General features: G+C 41.5%; 15 protein-coding genes and 2 pseudogenes. 4 read left to right on the top strand and 13 right to left on the bottom strand.

Features of this window, described 5'->3' with window-relative positions; translation table 11 throughout:
* Nucleotides 1–13 precede the first annotated feature (13 nt).
* Nucleotides 14–1,352: pseudogene (locus NQ550_RS22810) on the top strand (IS30 family transposase).
* Nucleotides 1,353–1,759: 407 nt separating this feature from the next.
* Here the strand turns inward: NQ550_RS22810 and ltrA are convergent.
* The 8 genes from ltrA to NQ550_RS08075 all read right to left on the bottom strand — a co-directional run bounded on the left by ltrA (nt 1,760) and on the right by NQ550_RS08075 (nt 8,658).
* Nucleotides 1,760–3,148 carry a group II intron reverse transcriptase/maturase gene (gene ltrA / locus NQ550_RS08110; protein WP_259839739.1) on the bottom strand — a complete coding sequence of 463 codons (1,389 nt, stop codon included), beginning with the start codon at nt 3,146–3,148 and terminating at the stop codon, nt 1,760–1,762.
* Between the two features lie 569 nt (nt 3,149–3,717).
* A complete protein-coding gene (locus NQ550_RS08105) occupies nt 3,718–3,966 on the bottom strand; it encodes a response regulator (protein ID WP_025581352.1) in 249 nt (82 codons plus the stop codon).
* A 13-nt stretch (nt 3,967–3,979) separates the two neighbouring features.
* Nucleotides 3,980–4,447: a hypothetical protein gene (locus tag NQ550_RS08100; RefSeq protein WP_025581351.1), complete on the bottom strand. Its 468-nt coding sequence runs from the start codon at nt 4,445–4,447 to the stop codon at nt 3,980–3,982.
* A gap of 326 nt (nt 4,448–4,773) precedes the next feature.
* The gene (locus NQ550_RS08095) at nt 4,774–6,054 is read right to left on the bottom strand and encodes an IS4 family transposase (RefSeq protein WP_259839737.1); all 1,281 of its coding nucleotides are present in this window, start codon (nt 6,052–6,054) and stop codon (nt 4,774–4,776) included.
* A 153-nt stretch (nt 6,055–6,207) separates the two neighbouring features.
* Complete coding sequence (locus tag NQ550_RS08090; RefSeq protein ID WP_044997019.1) at nt 6,208–6,387, bottom strand: hypothetical protein; 180 nt, start codon at nt 6,385–6,387, stop codon at nt 6,208–6,210.
* Between the two features lie 4 nt (nt 6,388–6,391).
* The gene (locus NQ550_RS08085) at nt 6,392–7,156 is read right to left on the bottom strand and encodes an ABC transporter permease (RefSeq protein WP_025581308.1); all 765 of its coding nucleotides are present in this window, start codon (nt 7,154–7,156) and stop codon (nt 6,392–6,394) included.
* Nucleotides 7,157–7,171: 15 nt separating this feature from the next.
* Complete coding sequence (locus NQ550_RS08080) at nt 7,172–7,897, bottom strand: ABC transporter permease (protein ID WP_025581307.1); 726 nt, start codon at nt 7,895–7,897, stop codon at nt 7,172–7,174.
* On the bottom strand, nt 7,894–8,658 hold the full coding sequence (locus tag NQ550_RS08075) for an ABC transporter ATP-binding protein (protein WP_024739067.1): 765 nt from the start codon (nt 8,656–8,658) through the stop codon (nt 7,894–7,896). The genes NQ550_RS08080 and NQ550_RS08075 overlap by 4 nt, the downstream gene beginning before the upstream one ends.
* 169 nt (nt 8,659–8,827) lie before the next feature.
* Here NQ550_RS08075 and NQ550_RS08070 point away from each other — a divergent pair.
* From NQ550_RS08070 to NQ550_RS08060, 3 genes and pseudogenes are all read left to right on the top strand, one after another.
* Nucleotides 8,828–10,190, top strand: a pseudogene (locus tag NQ550_RS08070) (transposase); the annotation flags it as partial.
* Nucleotides 10,191–10,579: 389 nt separating this feature from the next.
* On the top strand, nt 10,580–11,281 hold the full coding sequence (locus NQ550_RS08065; RefSeq protein ID WP_025580856.1) for a response regulator transcription factor: 702 nt from the start codon (nt 10,580–10,582) through the stop codon (nt 11,279–11,281).
* Between the two features lie 4 nt (nt 11,282–11,285).
* Nucleotides 11,286–12,674 (top strand): HAMP domain-containing sensor histidine kinase, encoded by a 1,389-nt coding sequence (locus NQ550_RS08060; RefSeq protein ID WP_025580854.1) that lies wholly within the window; start codon nt 11,286–11,288, stop codon nt 12,672–12,674.
* 183 nt (nt 12,675–12,857) lie between these two features.
* Here NQ550_RS08060 and NQ550_RS08055 read toward each other — a convergent pair whose 3' ends face one another.
* The 5 genes from NQ550_RS08055 to NQ550_RS08035 form a co-directional block, all read right to left on the bottom strand.
* Complete coding sequence (locus NQ550_RS08055; protein WP_025580852.1) at nt 12,858–13,271, bottom strand: sigma factor-like helix-turn-helix DNA-binding protein; 414 nt, start codon at nt 13,269–13,271, stop codon at nt 12,858–12,860.
* A gap of 271 nt (nt 13,272–13,542) precedes the next feature.
* Nucleotides 13,543–14,250: a hypothetical protein gene (locus NQ550_RS08050; protein ID WP_025580849.1), complete on the bottom strand. Its 708-nt coding sequence runs from the start codon at nt 14,248–14,250 to the stop codon at nt 13,543–13,545.
* Complete coding sequence (locus NQ550_RS08045) at nt 14,243–15,166, bottom strand: ABC transporter ATP-binding protein (protein ID WP_025580848.1); 924 nt, start codon at nt 15,164–15,166, stop codon at nt 14,243–14,245. The genes NQ550_RS08050 and NQ550_RS08045 overlap by 8 nt, the downstream gene beginning before the upstream one ends.
* A 98-nt stretch (nt 15,167–15,264) precedes the next feature.
* Nucleotides 15,265–16,206, bottom strand: coding sequence for a HAMP domain-containing histidine kinase (locus tag NQ550_RS08040; protein ID WP_025580847.1), 942 nt, complete (start codon nt 16,204–16,206; stop codon nt 15,265–15,267).
* Nucleotides 16,203–16,892, bottom strand: coding sequence for a response regulator transcription factor (locus NQ550_RS08035; RefSeq protein WP_025580846.1), 690 nt, complete (start codon nt 16,890–16,892; stop codon nt 16,203–16,205). The genes NQ550_RS08040 and NQ550_RS08035 overlap by 4 nt, the downstream gene beginning before the upstream one ends.
* Nucleotides 16,893–17,476 lie beyond the last annotated feature (584 nt).

Raw genomic sequence — 17,476 nt, 5'->3', positions numbered from 1 at the left:
GAAGGAGGATAAAATGAATACAGGAAGACCAAAAGGCAACCAAAAACATCTTGACTTATCTGCACGTATTATAATCGAACAGCATTTAAATAACGGTGATTCATTTAGAAGTATTGCAATAGAATTAAGCAAGGATCCAAGTACCATATCCAAAGAAATCAGACGTCATTCCATTATCAGGGAAAGAAGCGCAGATGCATTTGCCCCTATTCCCTGTGCAAACAATTATGATAGTTCAAAGCCGCGGACAAATATATGCAATGTCATGCATATGTGCGGTGATAATGAATGTCGGCGCAAATGTGTCCTCTGCAGAAAATTCAGATGCAGCGATGTCTGTAAATTTTATAAACCAAGAGAATGTGAAAAATTAAATAAACCTCCTTATGTGTGCAATGGATGCAGCAAGAGAACGAATTGCATGATGGACAAAAAGATCTATTCTTCAAAATACGCTCAGGACTCCTATGAAGCCCTTAGGACTACCAAAGAGAAGGGATCAACCAGACACCGGAAAGTATACAGAAACTGGACAACCTGTTGTCACCGCTTCTCAAAAAAGGACAGTCCATTGCCCACATCTACGCATCTCATGCTGATGAGATCGCCTGTTCCAGAAGAACCATATACTCTTATATAGACCGTGGCATTTTTCAAGCCAGAAACATAGATCTGCGCCGTAAAGTGGTATACAAGCAGAGAAAAAGAAAAACCACTACCAACCTTAAAGACAGAAGTTTTCGAAAAGACCGGGGCTATAAAGAATTCCTGGAATATATCGCAGCGAACAAATCTGTTTATGTAGTCGAAATGGATACTGTTGAAGGAGCAAAAGGTACCAGTCCCTGCTTTCTGACTATGTTCTTTCGAAACTGTAGCCTTATGCTTATGTTTCTTTTAGAAGAACAGACCCAGAAAGAAGTAACTAGGATTTTTGATCATTTAACAGAGTTACTTGGAATTGAACTGTTTCAGAAACTTTTCGAAGTAATACTTACAGACAACGGGCATGAATTTCAGGACCGGCAGAGTCTGGAATATAGCAAAAATGATGAAGTACGCACACGCATTTATTATTGTGATCCCAACCGTTCTGATCAAAAAGGTGCTCTTGAAAAGAATCATGAATATATAAGGTATGTCCTGCCAAAAGGAACAAGCTTTGAAAAAATGACAGACAAAACAACGCTGCTGTTATTAAATCATATCAATAGCGAAAAACGGGACAGCCTCAATGGACACAGTCCATATGAAGTATCCCGTCTCCTGTCGGATAACAGACTTCATAAAGCATTAGGATTAGCAGAGATACCACCGATGAAGTCACATTGATACCAAGATTAATAAAATAATAATAACAATACAGGCACAGGCAAGTTTCATTGCATAGAATTTAGTCTTTCCAACAGACATGTGGAATTTAGTCCTGCACACTATTTCCAGATGTCCTTTTATCATGCAAAAAACTATGCTGTTTATGCCGTATAAAAGCATTATATACTAAAAAAATCAAGTTGTATATCTCCGAAAATAGAATTAAATCCCGCATAAAATCAAGGTATATTAGAATGTAGAATTTACTTTTTCATTCAAGCATACTGCAAGGAATAGACATATCCCCTACCATATGAAAGTTTGTTTTTATCTATATTAAATATATCTTTTTCTCTAGTAGATATGGGGATTACTCCCCATACCCCTACGCAAAACCGTACGTGCGCTATTAACGCATACGGCTTTTCACTTTATATTTCATACTTTATCTATAAAACAAACTTACCTTAATACTTGGTTCTAACAATGGGAATGTTCGAAGCAGTCCATTAAAATAGGTATCCGACGTATAACTTCTTTTCTGGCTTCTCCGATTCAGCCATTTATACAATAACCATTTTGTCTGTACTAGGAAATTCTTCACTTCCCTTGTATTGTCGGTCACTCCATAATACTGGTAATGTCCCCGCAATTTTGCATTCACTGTTTTAAATATCAGTTCCAATGGCATTGCTCGATGTGCCTTTATCCATTCTTTCATTGCTTTTATCTTACTGCGAAATTTCTTCTTGCTGGTCTTTACCCTACAACGGAAAAACTCTCTCTTTCCGTCCATTCCGCAATAAAATATGAAACCAAGAAAGTCAAAGGTATCTGGTTTTCTCTCTCCTCTTGCTTTTCTGTTGTGCCTGGCAAACCTCCCGAATTCCAATATCTTCGTCTTTTCTCCTGCCAGTTCCAATCCGTATTTTACAAAGCGTTCTTCCAGCCTCTGCTTAAATATTTCTGCTTCATACTGGTTCTGAAAACAACAGACAAAATCATCACAGTATCGGATGAGATAACATTCTCCTTTACACTGTCTCTTTACGATTACATCAAACCAGTTATCCAATACATAATGCAGGTATATATTTGCAAGTATCGGACTTGCTCCATTTCCCTGTGGGGTTCCCCGTTCGCTGTCGAGATATTTGCCATTTTCCATGACTCCGGCTTTCAGGAATTTCTCTATAATCTCAAGAAATTTCCGGTCTGCTATATCATGTGCCAACATCTTCATCAGCCATTCATGGTCTACATTATCAAAGAAACCTTTAATGTCTGCTTCTACCACATAGTTTGTCTTTCGATACTGCACCATCTCTATGATTTCCCTTACTGCCTGATGGCAGTTCCTGTTCGGGCGGAATCCAAAGCTCTCATTATAAAACTTCGGTTCATAAATCTGCTCCAGTATCTGTGCAATCGCATTTTCCACCAGTTTGTCTTCATAACAGGAGATTCCAAGCGGTCTCATTTTGCCTTTTGTTTCCTTCGGAATATAAACACGCCTTGTTGGATGCGGGCGATAACTTCCGTTTTTCATCCTTTTCACAAGATTTGCGAGATTTTCTTCCAGATTCTTTTCGTAATCTTCTTTTGTCACCTTATCAATCCCATACGCTTTCTTTCTGTCCATAGTCTTATGGATTGCTCTCAGCGTATCCGCATTGATGTAGGCTGCAAGATTCTGAACCTTTCTGTCGGTTCTGTTTGCTTTTGCGATATTATACTGTATTCCAAGTAACTCATTCACCATGTTCATCAGCTCTCTTTTGTCTGCATAGTTCTTTGTTCTTGAAGCTATAAAGTGCACAGCCCTTTTCTCCATCTGCTTTCACAGACTTCTGCGATAATATGGCTGTGTCGGACTTCCTGCCATTCATTTGGATTCCTAACGCATTTCTTTGTTTTGGTTTCCATACCTTTTTTAAGGAAATGGCAGGATCTCAGCTGTTCCGATAACATACTTATCATCAACCTCGCCAAGCTCTCAGACTGGGGGATGCCGCTATAACCTTGCCATATCGGTCATAACAGTATTGTCTGCTGTGTAATAGAGCACATCGACCATTTCCAACCTCATAATAATTTCCCAGCTCAATCACTTCACTTTCGTTTCGGCTCTGTTGCTCCCTGTCCTACGCTTAAACCTAATGTTACCATTTCGGTTCCAAGGACTCGGTACAGGCGGTTGGCTAGACCTTACCTGATAGGATTTTTTTTTTCCTATTGTATGATTATCAGCTTACCAAAGCGTACAGAATTTCTTCCGCTCGCTAGGGGAAATCAACTATGCTGATTTCACAGCTCGCACCCATATAAATATTATACCATATGTATTGGTTTATGTAAACATTTGTTCTGTTGTTTAGTAAAAAAATTTGCGCGTCTAACTCATCACTGAAAGTAACGAGAATGCGACGCGCAGTTATTCAAACCTTGTTGACGGATTTTTTCAAGTAAATCCAACCCCGTGCCATCTTTCATATTGAAGTCGGAGCAAATTGCATCTACTGTGATTGTTTGAAGTGTATCCAATGCGTCCTCAACGCCCGTAGCCGTAATCGTTTCAAATTCACCCGATAGCACGGATGACAGGATTTGCAGATATTCCGTGTTATCATCCACTATCAATATTCGTTTCATATCATTCTGCCGCTTACTCCACGGTAATCTGGATTGTGCCTGAAAAGTCTATACCGGTAATTCCGATGTAGTTCGCTCCTGCTTGAAGCTGAACGGCAACACTTCCGCTGGCAGATTCAAAAAGCACTTGCTCCTCTAAGTCCGGGGAAATGTAAATGAGCTGACAGTTGCCGTCAAGGGAATCAAGCTGGTATCGGATTACAATTTCACGGCACTCATTTTCCTTGAGGTCAGTGTCTGCAACTAAAATATCCTGTCCGTTAAATCCAGTTACAGAAGCGTCATAGGTGGCCCGAAAAAAATCATTATCCGAAGTTCGGCTACCCTCAAAGGACTGATAAGGAGTTATAAGAGCGTTGCTTAATTGCTCTGCTCCATCCTTGAGATTTTCACTTAACCTATCGAGGCCGGAGCAGGCAGTAAAGGCCAGCAAAGAAACCGCAATCAGACAGCATCCAATAATTTTTCCAATTTTACACATAGCCGTTTCCTCATTGAACGAAAGTAAGGAACAAGGCAAGTGCAACGATTCCCACCATCAGCAGTGCCCAAAAAACGCTGATCGCTGTGGATGCGATATTGATAATGCTGCGGCTTTCCTTGCTCCGCACACATACCACTGAAAGGGTCAGACCCCAATGTGGTCAACCTAGCGTCAACTTAGGGGCATATTAGCGAATATCCTCTAATGCAAACTACAAAATTAATCGGTTTATGACAGAAAACAGTTGCTGTTTTGTTGGAAACCAGAAGATTCATAAAAATTGCCACACTTAAATAAGCCTATTGATGAATGCTGGCTCTATTTTAAAAAGAAGCTTTTTTATTTCGGAAATGTGAACGTCCCTTGGATTTCAATTTCTTCCTTGGAAACGACCTGCCGGGCAGGAGCTGTGATCTGCAGCGTACAGCATCTGTATATAACTGTTCAATAATTGAAAGCTCAAACAGTCCGCAGAGTATTTTGGGAACAATACTTTTGATCCGTCCAATGATAAATGCACGATTGGCCTGATAACGGAACTTATTTGTGCTTTTGGCAGAAATCTGTATTTCTTCATCTGCTTCATTTTTTATAAGAGAGGCCAGATTCGATAAAAGCATATTTATATAAAATTCCTGCTGTATAGACACTGCAGTAGCACCGGAAAACTCTTCCATGGCAAAGCGGCTTTTTAGTTCTTTGTACTTAAGTTCTACCGGCCATCTGTAGAAGTAAAGTTCCCGGAACATATCTTTTGTAACAGCAGGATCAAACAGGTTTGTTGCAAGATATTCTTTTGTACCATCATCAAGCGGAATCTCAAGGACACGTATGGGTACATCGGAAGTACCTTCTTTTGAAGTTCTCTGAAGAATGGAAATCATATCACCATTGCATTTTTTAGATAAATTGATTCCCTCTTTCAGTCTCATAACACAGAGATGCCCATGCTCTACACAGTAGCGGAACATATCTTCTGAATAATAACCTCTGTCAAAAATAATAATACTGTTGTTATATAGTCCCATATCTTCAAGAACTTTAAGATGTTCTAATGCAGCTGCTCGTTCAGAGGAAAGAAATTTATGGATAGATGCATGAAGGATATAATCATCCAGAACATCATAAATTATTGAAGCCAGTCCCATGGTATAACGTCGGTTTGGATCAGGATAGCTGGACATTTCGCCAAAGAAATCAAAAGTTGATTTTGAATTCGGAAGTTCGATCCTGGAACCATCTACTGCAAAAAGATGATAACCCTGCCACAGCTTTCTTGAAGGGATCTGGCTGTAAAACAGATCAACAGAAAGATAATAAAGTTCCTTGAACAGTGAAGGATTAATGAACTGTCTGGCTTTGGAAAGTGCCTGTTTTGAAACATCCGGAAAAGAAAGCGTGCCCAGTTCTTCTCTGATCTGTGAAAGATTCTGGAACATGGAAGCTTTTGAAGAGAAGAACAGATAAATAATAACTTGCAAAAGGGAAAGTTTTCTTCGCCGTACAAAATGTTTTTCCACCCGATGGGGTTCCAGTTTAACTTGATCTGTGATATAATCTTTAATGGATTGGACGATATTTTTACAAATATTAGTTCGATTCATATGGCATACCTCCTACGTATTGGAATAGATAAATATTTGGTAACGTAATATTGCTTAATCTATAAACCACATATTTAGGAGGATATGTCAAGATATTTATATAAAAAATCCAGAATATAAGCCCAGAATGGTTGAATTTTCAGCATTCTGGGCTTAAGTTGACCACATTGGGGTCAGACCCAGCAGGACAAAAACGATATTGGCTCCGGCCCAAGCAGTTCGGATTCCAGCCGACAGCGAAAAATGCAGGAGTGACGGGGCAAGAGCAGCCAGTGGCAATATGCTCACAATGAGCGCGGCGATACTGACTGATTGAAGTTTTTTCTTTTCCATAGTTTTACCTCATTTCTTTTTTCCCAAATTGGGTGACAGCCAGCGCGAAAAACAGACCAAACACTACAATCGCACACGGCAAGAACGGAAACATCGAAAATGCGGCATCGGAAGTTTCTGCTGTAAAATCATGGAGCGAGCAGGATACGAGATAACCGCTGTAACAGTACGGGTAAACAATCCACAGCGGCGTATTTGCAACCAATACACCGGGAATCACAAACAACAAATTCAATCCCACGGAAAGAAGCGGCTTTTCAAACAGTACGGTGATTGCCCACATAGCCGCAATACATGGCAGCATTGTCAGAAACAATCCTAAGCACCATTTCAACAGATGCAGGATCGGTAAGGTTTCTGTTATTCCCATTGTCTGTGTCGCAACCACCCCAGCGATTACGAACACAACAAGAAACACCACCATCTCCATGAACAGATAAAAGGTAAGCACACAAAACTTTGCAATGGATAATGCATAGCGGCTGACCGGCAATGCCAACATTTTCAGAATCCCGTTATTTCCTGTTTCTCTCCCTGCGATCATCACGCAGACTACAATCATGCTGAACGGGAGCAGATAGTAGGCGTAGACAAGCGCACTTTGAATGAACATGGCAGGCCACGCATTAGTGTATTCCGGCGTAAAATAGTTGCTCAAACTTGCAACCCCGGAAATCACTACCAATAAAGGCGCAATGAAAATCAAGGGTATAATTTTGGAGCGTCTTACTTTCATAAACTCGATTTTGAGTAAATCCCAAAAATTCATTTCTATCATCCCTCCTTACTCGTAGCGTCTGTATTTCGCTAACCACAAGCCTACGGCAAGGAACAACAGTGTTTCTGCCAAAGCAACAAGGGTAACTATCAGATCTGGCTGGGCGCTCATAGCTACCGCCGGTTTCAAAATAATCACAAAAGGATGTACCAGCAAAAGTGCCACCTCCGAATTTGCAAGAGCCATACCACTTAGAAAACCGGCGACATCAATTCCAAGCGGCACCCACATATTTTCAAAACGCGAGGAAATCAACAACATAAACGACAACACCGGCATGGATGTAATAAAAGAGTATCCGGCAAAGCGCACCAGCGTACCCATTTCAAATGCTCCGTCCGGTAAGTCAGTCATGCCAATCTGTGCAAGTACCAAATTTTGCAGCATGATTGCAACCAGAAACATGACCGTCAGAATCAGAAATTTGCTCAGGTACATCGCGGGAACGCTTACGGGAAGCATATACATCTTCTTGACAGCGCTTCCCTTAAACTCTATGTTGTAGATCATGCAGGCCGCAACTACGATGCCGAACAGGTTCAGCACCATAATCATGCCGTAAAGCTGGGTCAGCAGGACATCCATCGGAGCCAACGGCAGATTCAAAAGCGTGTCCTTCCGCACAATGAAATTGACAAATGCGTAGGCAGCTCCCAAGATGCCAACAGCCAGCAACACGGGGATTACGCCGGTTCGCTTTTCTTTCCGAAGTTCGATTGCCAGCGTTTTCATAATTTTGCCCTCTGCTTTCTATCCATGTTGTCTTTCTCAACCATAGAAAGGAACACATCTTCCAGATTGTCCGCAGCGAAGCCAGATTGCAGGGCGTATTGACGAAGATCATTCATGCTACCCTCAAACAGCAGCCGCCCGTGGTTGAGAATTCCAATGTCATCCGCAATCAATTCAATTTCAGACAGCATATGGGACGAGATCAGCACCGTGCAGTCGTAAAGGCTGGGCAAAGATTTTACCAGATTGCGGATTTCGTGGATGCCGGACGGGTCAAGGCCGTTGGTGGGTTCATCCAGGATCAGAATCGGCGGACGCCCTAACAGTGCCCCGGCAAGGCCCAAGCGTTGCTTCATCCCCAGCGAATACTTCTTTGCCAGCCGGTCGCCAAACTCGGTCAGCCCCACCAACTCCAGAGCATCTTCCACATCGGCTTTTGGCAACCCCAAAATGCGGCGGATAATATCGAGATTTTCCCGCCCGGTCAGGTTTGCGTAGAAAGACGGAGCTTCAATGAAAGAGCCTATCTCTTTGAGAATGGCAATCCGATCACCCGGAAACTGCTTCCCGTCAATGGTAAAACTGCCCTTTGTCGGTGCAGTCAGGCCCAGCAGCATTTTCATGGTCGTGGATTTTCCCGCACCGTTGGGGCCAAGGAAACCGTAAATGCTGCCCTTGCGAATATGAAGCGAAACATTGTTGACCGAGATGAAATTTTTGTACTTCTTTGTCAACTGTTCCGTTGTAATGATATAGTCCATAGAAACATCTCCTTTCGATGTTTTTATGATTAGGCGTTTGCGAAACGCCAAAAGCCGCATAAATACGGCATTTTTTTGTTGTTAAAATAAAATATCTCCTCAAGGTTTATGGTAAAATAGAATTGCCTAGAAACTAATTAACCAATCCACCTAAAGGAGATATACCTACATGATAACATATAAACAGCTCACTTTGGCAGAAATTTTTGAAGATTGTCAAAATAAATTCGACAACGACAAATATCAGTTCCTTTCGCTTCTTGATGAAGCCATTGACCTTGATGAAATTATTCCTGTTTCTTTTATTTCTCATTTTTACGCCAGTACCGGAAGACCTCGCAAACATCAGCTTTATCCAATGCTTAAGGCACTTCTTATCCAGCGTATTTTCTCAATCCCGACGGACACACTCCTGATCGTATTTTTGAAATTTTCCCAGGAACTGCGTGATTTCTGCGGTTTTGATGTTGTTCCGGATGGTTCCAAATTTACACGTTTCAAACAGGATTTTTTATCGGACTTACAATCTATGTTCGATCATCTTGTTGATCTGACCGAACCGATCTGCCAAAGTCTTGATCCTGCCCTTGCTTCCATGACAATCTTTGATACCTCTGGCATTGAAGCATGGGTTACAGAAAATAACCCAAAATATGCCAACCGTATTATCAAGCAGCTAAAGGCTTTCAAAAAGTCCCATAACCTTGATGATTCCTATGATCCTTATAAAGCTGCTTATGGCTCTATGCCAACTCATGCGGCTTCCAATCAGGCAATCCAGCAGATGTACATCAATGGACATTTCTGTTACGCCTATAAATTTGGTATTATTACGAACGGGCTTGGTATTGTTCGTGACATCACTTTCTACAACAAGGACTTTCTAAAAAAACATCCTGATATCGTTGTAGGGAAGAAATCAGATTCACCGGATGAGGATAAATCCCTTGCCGATTCGAAAGCACTTCTTCCAGTTTTAATTGACTTTTTCCAGAAACATCCTTTAATAAATTCAAAGACGTTTCTTGGAGATGCTGCGTTTGATGCCATTAACATTTACAAATCCCTCTTTGAAGAAATTGGCTTTCAAAAAGCTTTTATCCCTTTAAAAACAAAGCTTTCTGTGGAAGGAACCGACTATACTGTCAATGAAAACGGTATTCCCTGCTGTCCTCACGATCCATCACTTCCGATGCGGCGTGAAGGAAGCAGATCCCATTTGCGGAGCAAACTTCCTACCATGAAGTTTGTATGTCCAAAAATGAAATGGGAATACAATCCTGCCGACAAGTCAAAACATCGCGTATGTCATTGTGACAATCCATGTACATCTTCTTCCTGCGGACGAATGATCTACATTTATCCTGAAAAGAACCTTCGTGCCTATCCTGGTGTAGAACGCGGCTCACAGGAATGGGAGGATACTTACAAGATCCGTGTAAATGTTGAAAAGTCAATCAACCATTTCAAAGATAGTTTCTGCATTGCAGATCGTAAAACACAGAATGAGAAAACACTTCATGCTGATTTACTGCTTGCAGGAATTACCCAGCTTGTTACTGTGCTTGTCGCTGATAAGATTCATCAATACCAATACATCCGGAGTTTGAAGCCTTTGATTGCCTGATTATTAATATGCATACAATCTTTTCTTCGCAGTTTATCTGGGAAGTCTTTTAGTCATGTTCAAATTTAGAAGTACCTATTTTTCATCTTAAGAATCCTGCGTTGCAAGATTCTTACCGCTTTTTAGTTAGGATTGCGAACTTGTTTCGCAATTACCTATTTTTATGATACAACTTCAACCTGACATCTACATTCTCCTGTCCTTACTTTTACCTTACTTTTTAAGAAGCGAGGCTGCAAAGTGGACAGCATATGATATAATAAAAATAAAGAAAATCAGATTGGAGAGGATGCTATGGATAATTCCTTTTTGCATAGTAAAAGGCTCTTGTTGGTAGATGACGAGCAGGAGTTATTGAAGATGGTATCAGATATATTGAAAGATGCGGGATTTGAAACTGTCCTTACCGCTACGTCGGTCAAAGAAGCTATTTTGACCGCAAAAGAGGAAACTCCCGATTTAATTGTTTTGGATGTCATGCTGCCGGATGGGGATGGCTTTTCTCTGATGCAGCAGCTCCGCACTTTTACCAATGTGCCGATTATTTTTCTGACAGCAAAAGACGAAGCATCAGACAAACTATCGGGCTTGGGGCTTGGGGCAGACGACTACATTTCAAAGCCCTTTATGCCACAGGAATTATTACTGCGTATCTATGCGGTGCTGCGCCGAACTTATAAAGAGGATTCTCCGCTGCTTGTTTTAGATGGGTGTACGATTGATTTCAGTAGAGCCGAAGTCCATAAGGGTAGTGAGATTATTTCTCTAACTGCCAAAGAACACACCTTGCTGGAAACCCTTGCCCGCAATGCGGGAAAAATTGTTACCGTAGATACTCTTTGTGAAGCATTATGGGGTGATAACCCTTTTGGCTATGAAAACAGCCTAAACGCTCATGTCCGGCGTGTCCGGGAAAAAATTGAAACCGATCCATCAAAACCTGTGTCCCTGATAACCATTAAAGGATTGGGCTATAAGCTGATAGCAAGGAAGTGATGCCATGAGATCATTTGCAAGTTATATATCGAAACATCTTGCGTCTTTTGCTGCCTTTATCCTGATATTGCTGTTTCTTAACGCAGTAGTATTTAGTCTAACTTTTCAAAAGATTGTGACTGAGGATTATGGAAATTCTTCCCCGCAATCTATGTTGGAAATGACTGCTGCCGCCGCTACACCGGAGCGATTATTAGACAATGCGGTACAAAAGCTCCGGCAGAATCATATTTGGGCAATTTATCTCAACGCTGATGGACAATGTTATTGGTCGGTTGATTTGCCCGATGAAGTGCCGGAAAGTTACACTATTCAAGATGTCGCATTGTTTTCAAAAGGATATATTGAAGATTATCCGGTTTTTGTCTGGAACACCGATGATGGACTGTTGGTATTGGGTTATCCAAAAGACAGCTATACAAAACTCACCAGCAATTACTATTCCATTTCAGCACTTCGACGGCTCCCCGTCTTTGTGCTTGGAATGTTGGGATTGGATGTACTGTGCCTCTTTTGTGCCTATTATTTCTCCAAACGCAAAATCATCCGTAATACCGAACCGATTGTGTCTGCTGTGGAAACTTTAGCAGACGGAAAGCCGGTTTCACTTCATATCAGCGGCGAACTATCGGAAATTGCCAATAGCGTGAACAAGGCTTCTTCTATTTTGAACAGACAAAATGAGGCGCGGGCGAACTGGATCAGCGGTGTTTCCCATGACATCCGCACGCCGCTCTCCATGATTATGGGGTATGCGGGCCGCATTGCGGAAAATGAATCTGCCAGCCAGACCATCCAAGAACAGGCTGAAATAGTACGGAAGCAAAGCGTAAAAATTAAAGAACTGGTGCAGGATTTGAATTTAGTCTCACAGTTGGAATATGAAATGCAGCCACTTCACAAAGAGATGGTTCGCTTATCCAAATTGCTGCGATCCTATGTAGCAGACCTATTGAACATGGGAATTTCCGATAGCTATAATATTGGAATTGAAATTGCTACTGATGCTGAAAACACTATGTTAGAATGTGATGCCAGATTGATTTCACGAGCCGTGAATAATCTTGTTCAAAATAGTATGAAGCACAACCCGCTGGGATGTAGGATTCTGTTATCTTTAAGACGGATGGAAAATACCATTCAGCTTATTGTGCAAGACGATGGTATAGGACTCTCTGAAGAAAAACTACAAGAACTAAAAGAAAAACCTCATTATTTAGAAAGCACAGATGAGCGCTTAGATCTTCGACATGGGCTGGGTCTTGTTTTGGTTCGACAAATTGTAGCGGCACATGAAGGGACTATGACCATTGACAGTAAGATTAACTGTGGATGTAAAATCATCTTGACTTTTGACTCTATAGATACAATCCCAAAAGCCCACTTGAGTTAAGTCAAAAGCATTTTGGATATTTATCACTAGCACAAAAGAAGCCGGAAATCTGAAAAGGTCTCCTGCTTCTTTTGCATCCAAAGACAACTCTGCGAAATACTCCTCTAAAGCTACTGCAATAGATGGGGCGCAAGGTCCTGTACCAGAAGCACTTTGAGACCTTGCGCCCTTTGTTATTCTATCCTAAAAATACTTTGCCAGCTGCTTCAGACCACGCCGGATACTGTCACGAACACGGCTTGGATCTACATCCTCCGCTGCGGCAATCTCGCTTACACGCATCCCCAGGTAATACCGGGCATAGATCCGCTTAGCCTGCTTCTCCGGCAGAGCCATCACTGCGGTATAGAGCTGCTCCCGCAGCTGCTTTTCCTCCAAAAGCATTTCCGGTGTCTGGGGCTTCATCAGGATCGCATTTTCAATGCCATTGTCACAGTCCAGGGAGTAATGCGCCTTATAGCGATACATCCTCCGGTCATAGGCAGCCTCTGCGCGCTCAGCGGCTCGGATCGTCTCCAGCACATCTTCCGTTACTTCTACAAAGTGATCATTTTTGTAAACATCGGGATATAAGTCCCTAAGATTGACTTTCTTCATTATGTACCTCCATTTCGATTCACAGGCGATTGACGAGTGAACCGAAAGGAGGCGGAGATCGGCAACGACATACTTCGGGAGCTTTCCCGAAAAATCGACAACAAAAAGAAACGGCGGCTCTGATTTTCTCAAAGCCGCCGCTTCATAGGCGCGTGGAAATGTGTCTGCTGTACGACGGCTTTTTTTCTTTGCCGTCGTCCGGCAGTTTAATTAACTCTTAATATCAATTTATAATTGGCATCACTATAAGAACTTTCATTTCGTTGAGCATTTATGTCAAATCCTTAGTTTCTACATTGTAAATCGAGAGAAATGCAAAAATTAAGGAAAGTACCATAAGTACAACAGGAAGAATGGCATTATCCGCCAAAGAAAAATCGCCCACATTAGCCTGTGTCAAAAAGATCAGCAGAAAAGATGATACGATGGTAGCTTTTGAGGACTTCATAGCCATACCAATAAACAAGGCGATAAAACTCATGGTTACAATGACAACGGACTTTAAGAGTAACTGAATATAGAACCCCATACTTGCCATGTTGTAGTCCAGTGGGAATGAGGAAACCATGAATTGTGAACCAAGTAAAATGCAGCCGTAAATCAATAGTTTTGTCAGCACCAGAGCCACGAAATTGAAAATCCATACAGCTAACATTTGAGAAATGAGAATTTTCTGTCGCTTAATTGGATACGAAAACATTAAGCTCATGGTTTTGTTTTTATAGGCGCTCACAATGTATGTGGACAACATGACACTGGTAAACACCAGAAAAGCCATGCTTGTAAACAGCTCGATAGAGGAAGAAATCGCACTGTTACCCGGCGCCGCATCAGGAACACCCGTATCAGGATCATTGGCAATTCCCAAATAGCAAAGGGCAAATATGAACAGGCAGATCAGAGCCGACACGATAACCACATTGCGAATGTACTTGCCTACATTATTCTTTTTCCATTCCAGCCTAATGAGTTTAAGCATGATATTTCACCTCCCCGGTCAGCTTCAAGAAGTAGTCCTCCAGCGTTTCAGATTTCTTTCCAATGCTCACAACTTCGACATCATTCAGAGCCAGTATTTTCGTCAACTGCTGGGTAGACGCTGCATGGTCATATATGCGAATTTTACCGCTGTCAAGAATCTTAAAATTTTGCAGACCCAACTTTTCAGTCAAGACATAGGCAGCCCGCTTTTCATCCGTTACAGAAAGCTCCACATAATTGAGGTTCATTTCCTCAATATCTTGCATACGAATTTCTTTCATCATTTTTCCGCGATGGATAATACCAATTGTATCCGCAATACTCTCCACTTCAGATAAAATGTGACTTGAAATCATAACGGTAATGCCGTACTCCGAACAAAGTGTTTTTAATAAATCACGGATCTGTTTCATCCCTGCTGGATCAAGGCCGTTTGTGGGTTCGTCGAGAATAAGCAGTTCTGGCTTGCACATAATGGCTCTTGCAATTCCGAGGCGTTCTTTCATGCCGAGGGAATAACTCTTGACCGGCTGATCGGCGGCTGCGGTCAAGTCCAACATTTGCAGCGCACTCTCAACACTGTCAACATTGTAATAGCCCATATACTCACAATGAAGCTGTAAATTCTCACGCCCGGTCATGTGGTCATAAAAGGTTGGGAACTCGATGATACTTCCCATTCTTTTTAAGACTTCATAGGATTTTGGCGTCAATACCTCTCCAAACACCTCAATCGTACCACTGGTAGGTTTCCAAAGGTTAGTAATCATCTTCATCACCGTGGTTTTACCAGCTCCGTTAGGACCGAGAAAACCATAAATTTCCCCTTTGGGGATATGAATATTAACATCAGTGACAAGTGTCTTACTACCGATCTTTTTAGTAAGCCCGTTTGTTTGTAAAATAAATGGCATTGTTTTGCCCTCCTTTCTACTGACATTATAGAAAGTTCGATTTTCAAAACTCTTGAATAATTCTTACAAATTTCTTTCTTGAAAAAATGACCTATGTTTTAATAGGCCATTTTCTTGAGCGTAATAGTGAAAACCGTTTTCTGGTGCGGATGACTTTCTAAAGTAATATCACCACCCAACTGCAATGCAAGGTTTTTTGCAATCGTCAGACCAAGACCATTTCCTTGCATGGCGCTATTTCGAGAATCTTCCATTGTAAACAGTCGATCAAAAACAGACGCAGCAAATTCTTTTTCAATTCCACGGCCCCTGTCCACAATGTCTATATAGATATGTGCCTGATCTGCCCGCAGAAACATACCTAAATATTTTCCATCGCCGCCATAGCGAATTGCATTGGAAATTAAATTGAACATTATTCTTTGTAACGCATCTTTATTGGCATTTGCATACAACGCTTGATCGGGTATGTCGAGTTCAACTTGAAAGTCTTTTTGTGAAAGGAGTTCATAGAAATCCAAAATATTTTCCCGGCAGGCTTCGTTCGCATTCAAACGCTCCAATGGCATATCTATATCGCCAGCCTCTAATTTAGCAAGCGTAAAGAACTGTGTAATCAATCCCATTACCCGACGAGCAGTGCTTTCTATCTTTTGCAACATTTCATTACTTTGGGTTCCGTTTAGACGCATAATCTCCAAATAGCCAAGAATCACTGTCATGGGTGTTTTAACGTCGTGGGAAATGTTAGATAACATCTTTTTGGATGCCATTTCAGTCCGCCGATACTCCACTTTTACTTTCTGCCGATCTTCTAACATTCGATTGATTTGTGTCGCAAGCTCTATCAGTGCCCTATTATCAGTAAAGACGGTCACCTTTTCGTCGCTACCGGTGTCAAGAAGTTCCTTCAATTTGCTGCTGATCTCATGTATTTTTGCTTTTGTTCCGTTATGGAATACAAACTGCTGATACACAATGATACAGACTAAAATCACAATACAGATGGTCAATAAAAAGATAATTGTCGCATTGCTCATTTCTGTTCTCCCAGCTTATAGCCAATCCCCCATACGGTTATAACAACTTGCGGCTTTCGTGGATCATCCTCAATTTTCGTTCGTAAACGGCTAATGTGGACATTGACGGCATTTTCATCCCCCATATAGGCGTCGTTCCAGATCAAAGAATAGATTTGAGCCTTTGTATAGACCCTTCTGGGATTTTCCATCAGCAGCCGTAAAATATTAAACTCTTTTGCGGTTAGTTCGACAATCTGGCCTAATTTTGTGACGGTGTGATTTTCCAGGTTCATAACCAATGTTCCACACACAAGTTTTGTTTGCTCTAGCTGTACGGCAGCATATTCGGTATTTCTCCGTATGTTTGCTTTAATACGCGCCATAACCTCCGTTATGGAAAACGGTTTTGTAATATAATCATCCGCGCCAAGGCCCAATCCTAAAGTTTTGTCGGAATCCGAATCCTTTGCAGAAATGATGATAATTGGCACCGTACTTTTTTGACGAATATACTTCATTACATTCATACCTGTAATTTGGGGAATCATCAAATCCAATAAGACGATACTATAAGAACCAATATCGAAAGCCTCACATGCCTTTTGGCCATCAGCAGCACAGACAACTTCAAAATTTTCTGCTATAAGATAGCTACATAACATTTCACTTATTTCTATATCATCTTCGATTAAGAGAATTTTCATTATTCTTTTTTCCTTCCTTTCTACGCCTATCAACCGGCTTCTCCGCAGTTTTAGGGTGTGTCGACTTCCTGCCATTCATTTGGATTCCTGACGCATTTCTTTGTTTTGGTTTCCATACCTCTTACGAGGAAATGACAGGACCTCAGCTGTTCCGATAACATACTTATCATCAACCTCGCCAAGCTCTCAGACTGGGGGATGCCGCCATAACCTCACCGTAGCGGTTACAGCAGTGTTGTCTACTGTGCAATACAACACATCGACCATTTCCAACCTCATACTAATTTCCCAGCTCAATCGCTTCACTTTCGTTTCGGCTCTGTTGCTCCCTGTCCTACGCTTAAACCTGGTGTTACCACTTCAGTTCCAAGGACTCGGTACAGGCGGTTGGTTAGACCTTACCTGATAGGCTTTTCCTACTGTATTGTTATCAGCTTACCAAAGTTTGCAGAATTTCTTCCGCTCGCTAGGGGAAATCAGCTATGCTGATTTCACAGCTCGCACATATAAAACAGTATAACACAAAATAAAAGTGACATGGTGAACTGATTGAAATGCTTCTGATTTTTGCAACAAATGATTGA

This window comes from Blautia wexlerae DSM 19850 (assembly GCF_025148125.1).
GTDB lineage: Bacteria > Bacillota > Clostridia > Lachnospirales > Lachnospiraceae > Blautia_A > Blautia_A wexlerae.
This window is presented reverse-complemented; position numbering and strand designations above follow the sequence as displayed.

Coding starts and splice junctions, on each gene's coding strand:
- NQ550_RS08080 (WP_025581307.1), bottom strand. CDS start 7,897: ATGAAAACGCTGGCAATCGAACTTCGGAAAGAAAAGCGAACCGGCGTA.
- NQ550_RS08050 (WP_025580849.1), bottom strand. CDS start 14,250: ATGCTTAAACTCATTAGGCTGGAATGGAAAAAGAATAATGTAGGCAAG.
- NQ550_RS08040 (WP_025580847.1), bottom strand. CDS start 16,206: ATGAGCAATGCGACAATTATCTTTTTATTGACCATCTGTATTGTGATT.
- NQ550_RS08055 (WP_025580852.1), bottom strand. CDS start 13,271: ATGAAGAAAGTCAATCTTAGGGACTTATATCCCGATGTTTACAAAAAT.
- NQ550_RS08100 (WP_025581351.1), bottom strand. CDS start 4,447: ATGTGTAAAATTGGAAAAATTATTGGATGCTGTCTGATTGCGGTTTCT.
- NQ550_RS08095 (WP_259839737.1), bottom strand. CDS start 6,054: ATGAATCGAACTAATATTTGTAAAAATATCGTCCAATCCATTAAAGAT.
- NQ550_RS08085 (WP_025581308.1), bottom strand. CDS start 7,156: ATGAATTTTTGGGATTTACTCAAAATCGAGTTTATGAAAGTAAGACGC.
- NQ550_RS08105 (WP_025581352.1), bottom strand. CDS start 3,966: ATGAAACGAATATTGATAGTGGATGATAACACGGAATATCTGCAAATC.
- NQ550_RS08045 (WP_025580848.1), bottom strand. CDS start 15,166: ATGCCATTTATTTTACAAACAAACGGGCTTACTAAAAAGATCGGTAGT.
- ltrA (WP_259839739.1), bottom strand. CDS start 3,148: ATGGAGAAAAGGGCTGTGCACTTTATAGCTTCAAGAACAAAGAACTAT.
- NQ550_RS08090 (WP_044997019.1), bottom strand. CDS start 6,387: ATGGAAAAGAAAAAACTTCAATCAGTCAGTATCGCCGCGCTCATTGTG.
- NQ550_RS08075 (WP_024739067.1), bottom strand. CDS start 8,658: ATGGACTATATCATTACAACGGAACAGTTGACAAAGAAGTACAAAAAT.
- NQ550_RS08060 (WP_025580854.1), top strand. CDS start 11,286: ATGAGATCATTTGCAAGTTATATATCGAAACATCTTGCGTCTTTTGCT.
- NQ550_RS08035 (WP_025580846.1), bottom strand. CDS start 16,892: ATGAAAATTCTCTTAATCGAAGATGATATAGAAATAAGTGAAATGTTA.
- NQ550_RS08065 (WP_025580856.1), top strand. CDS start 10,580: ATGGATAATTCCTTTTTGCATAGTAAAAGGCTCTTGTTGGTAGATGAC.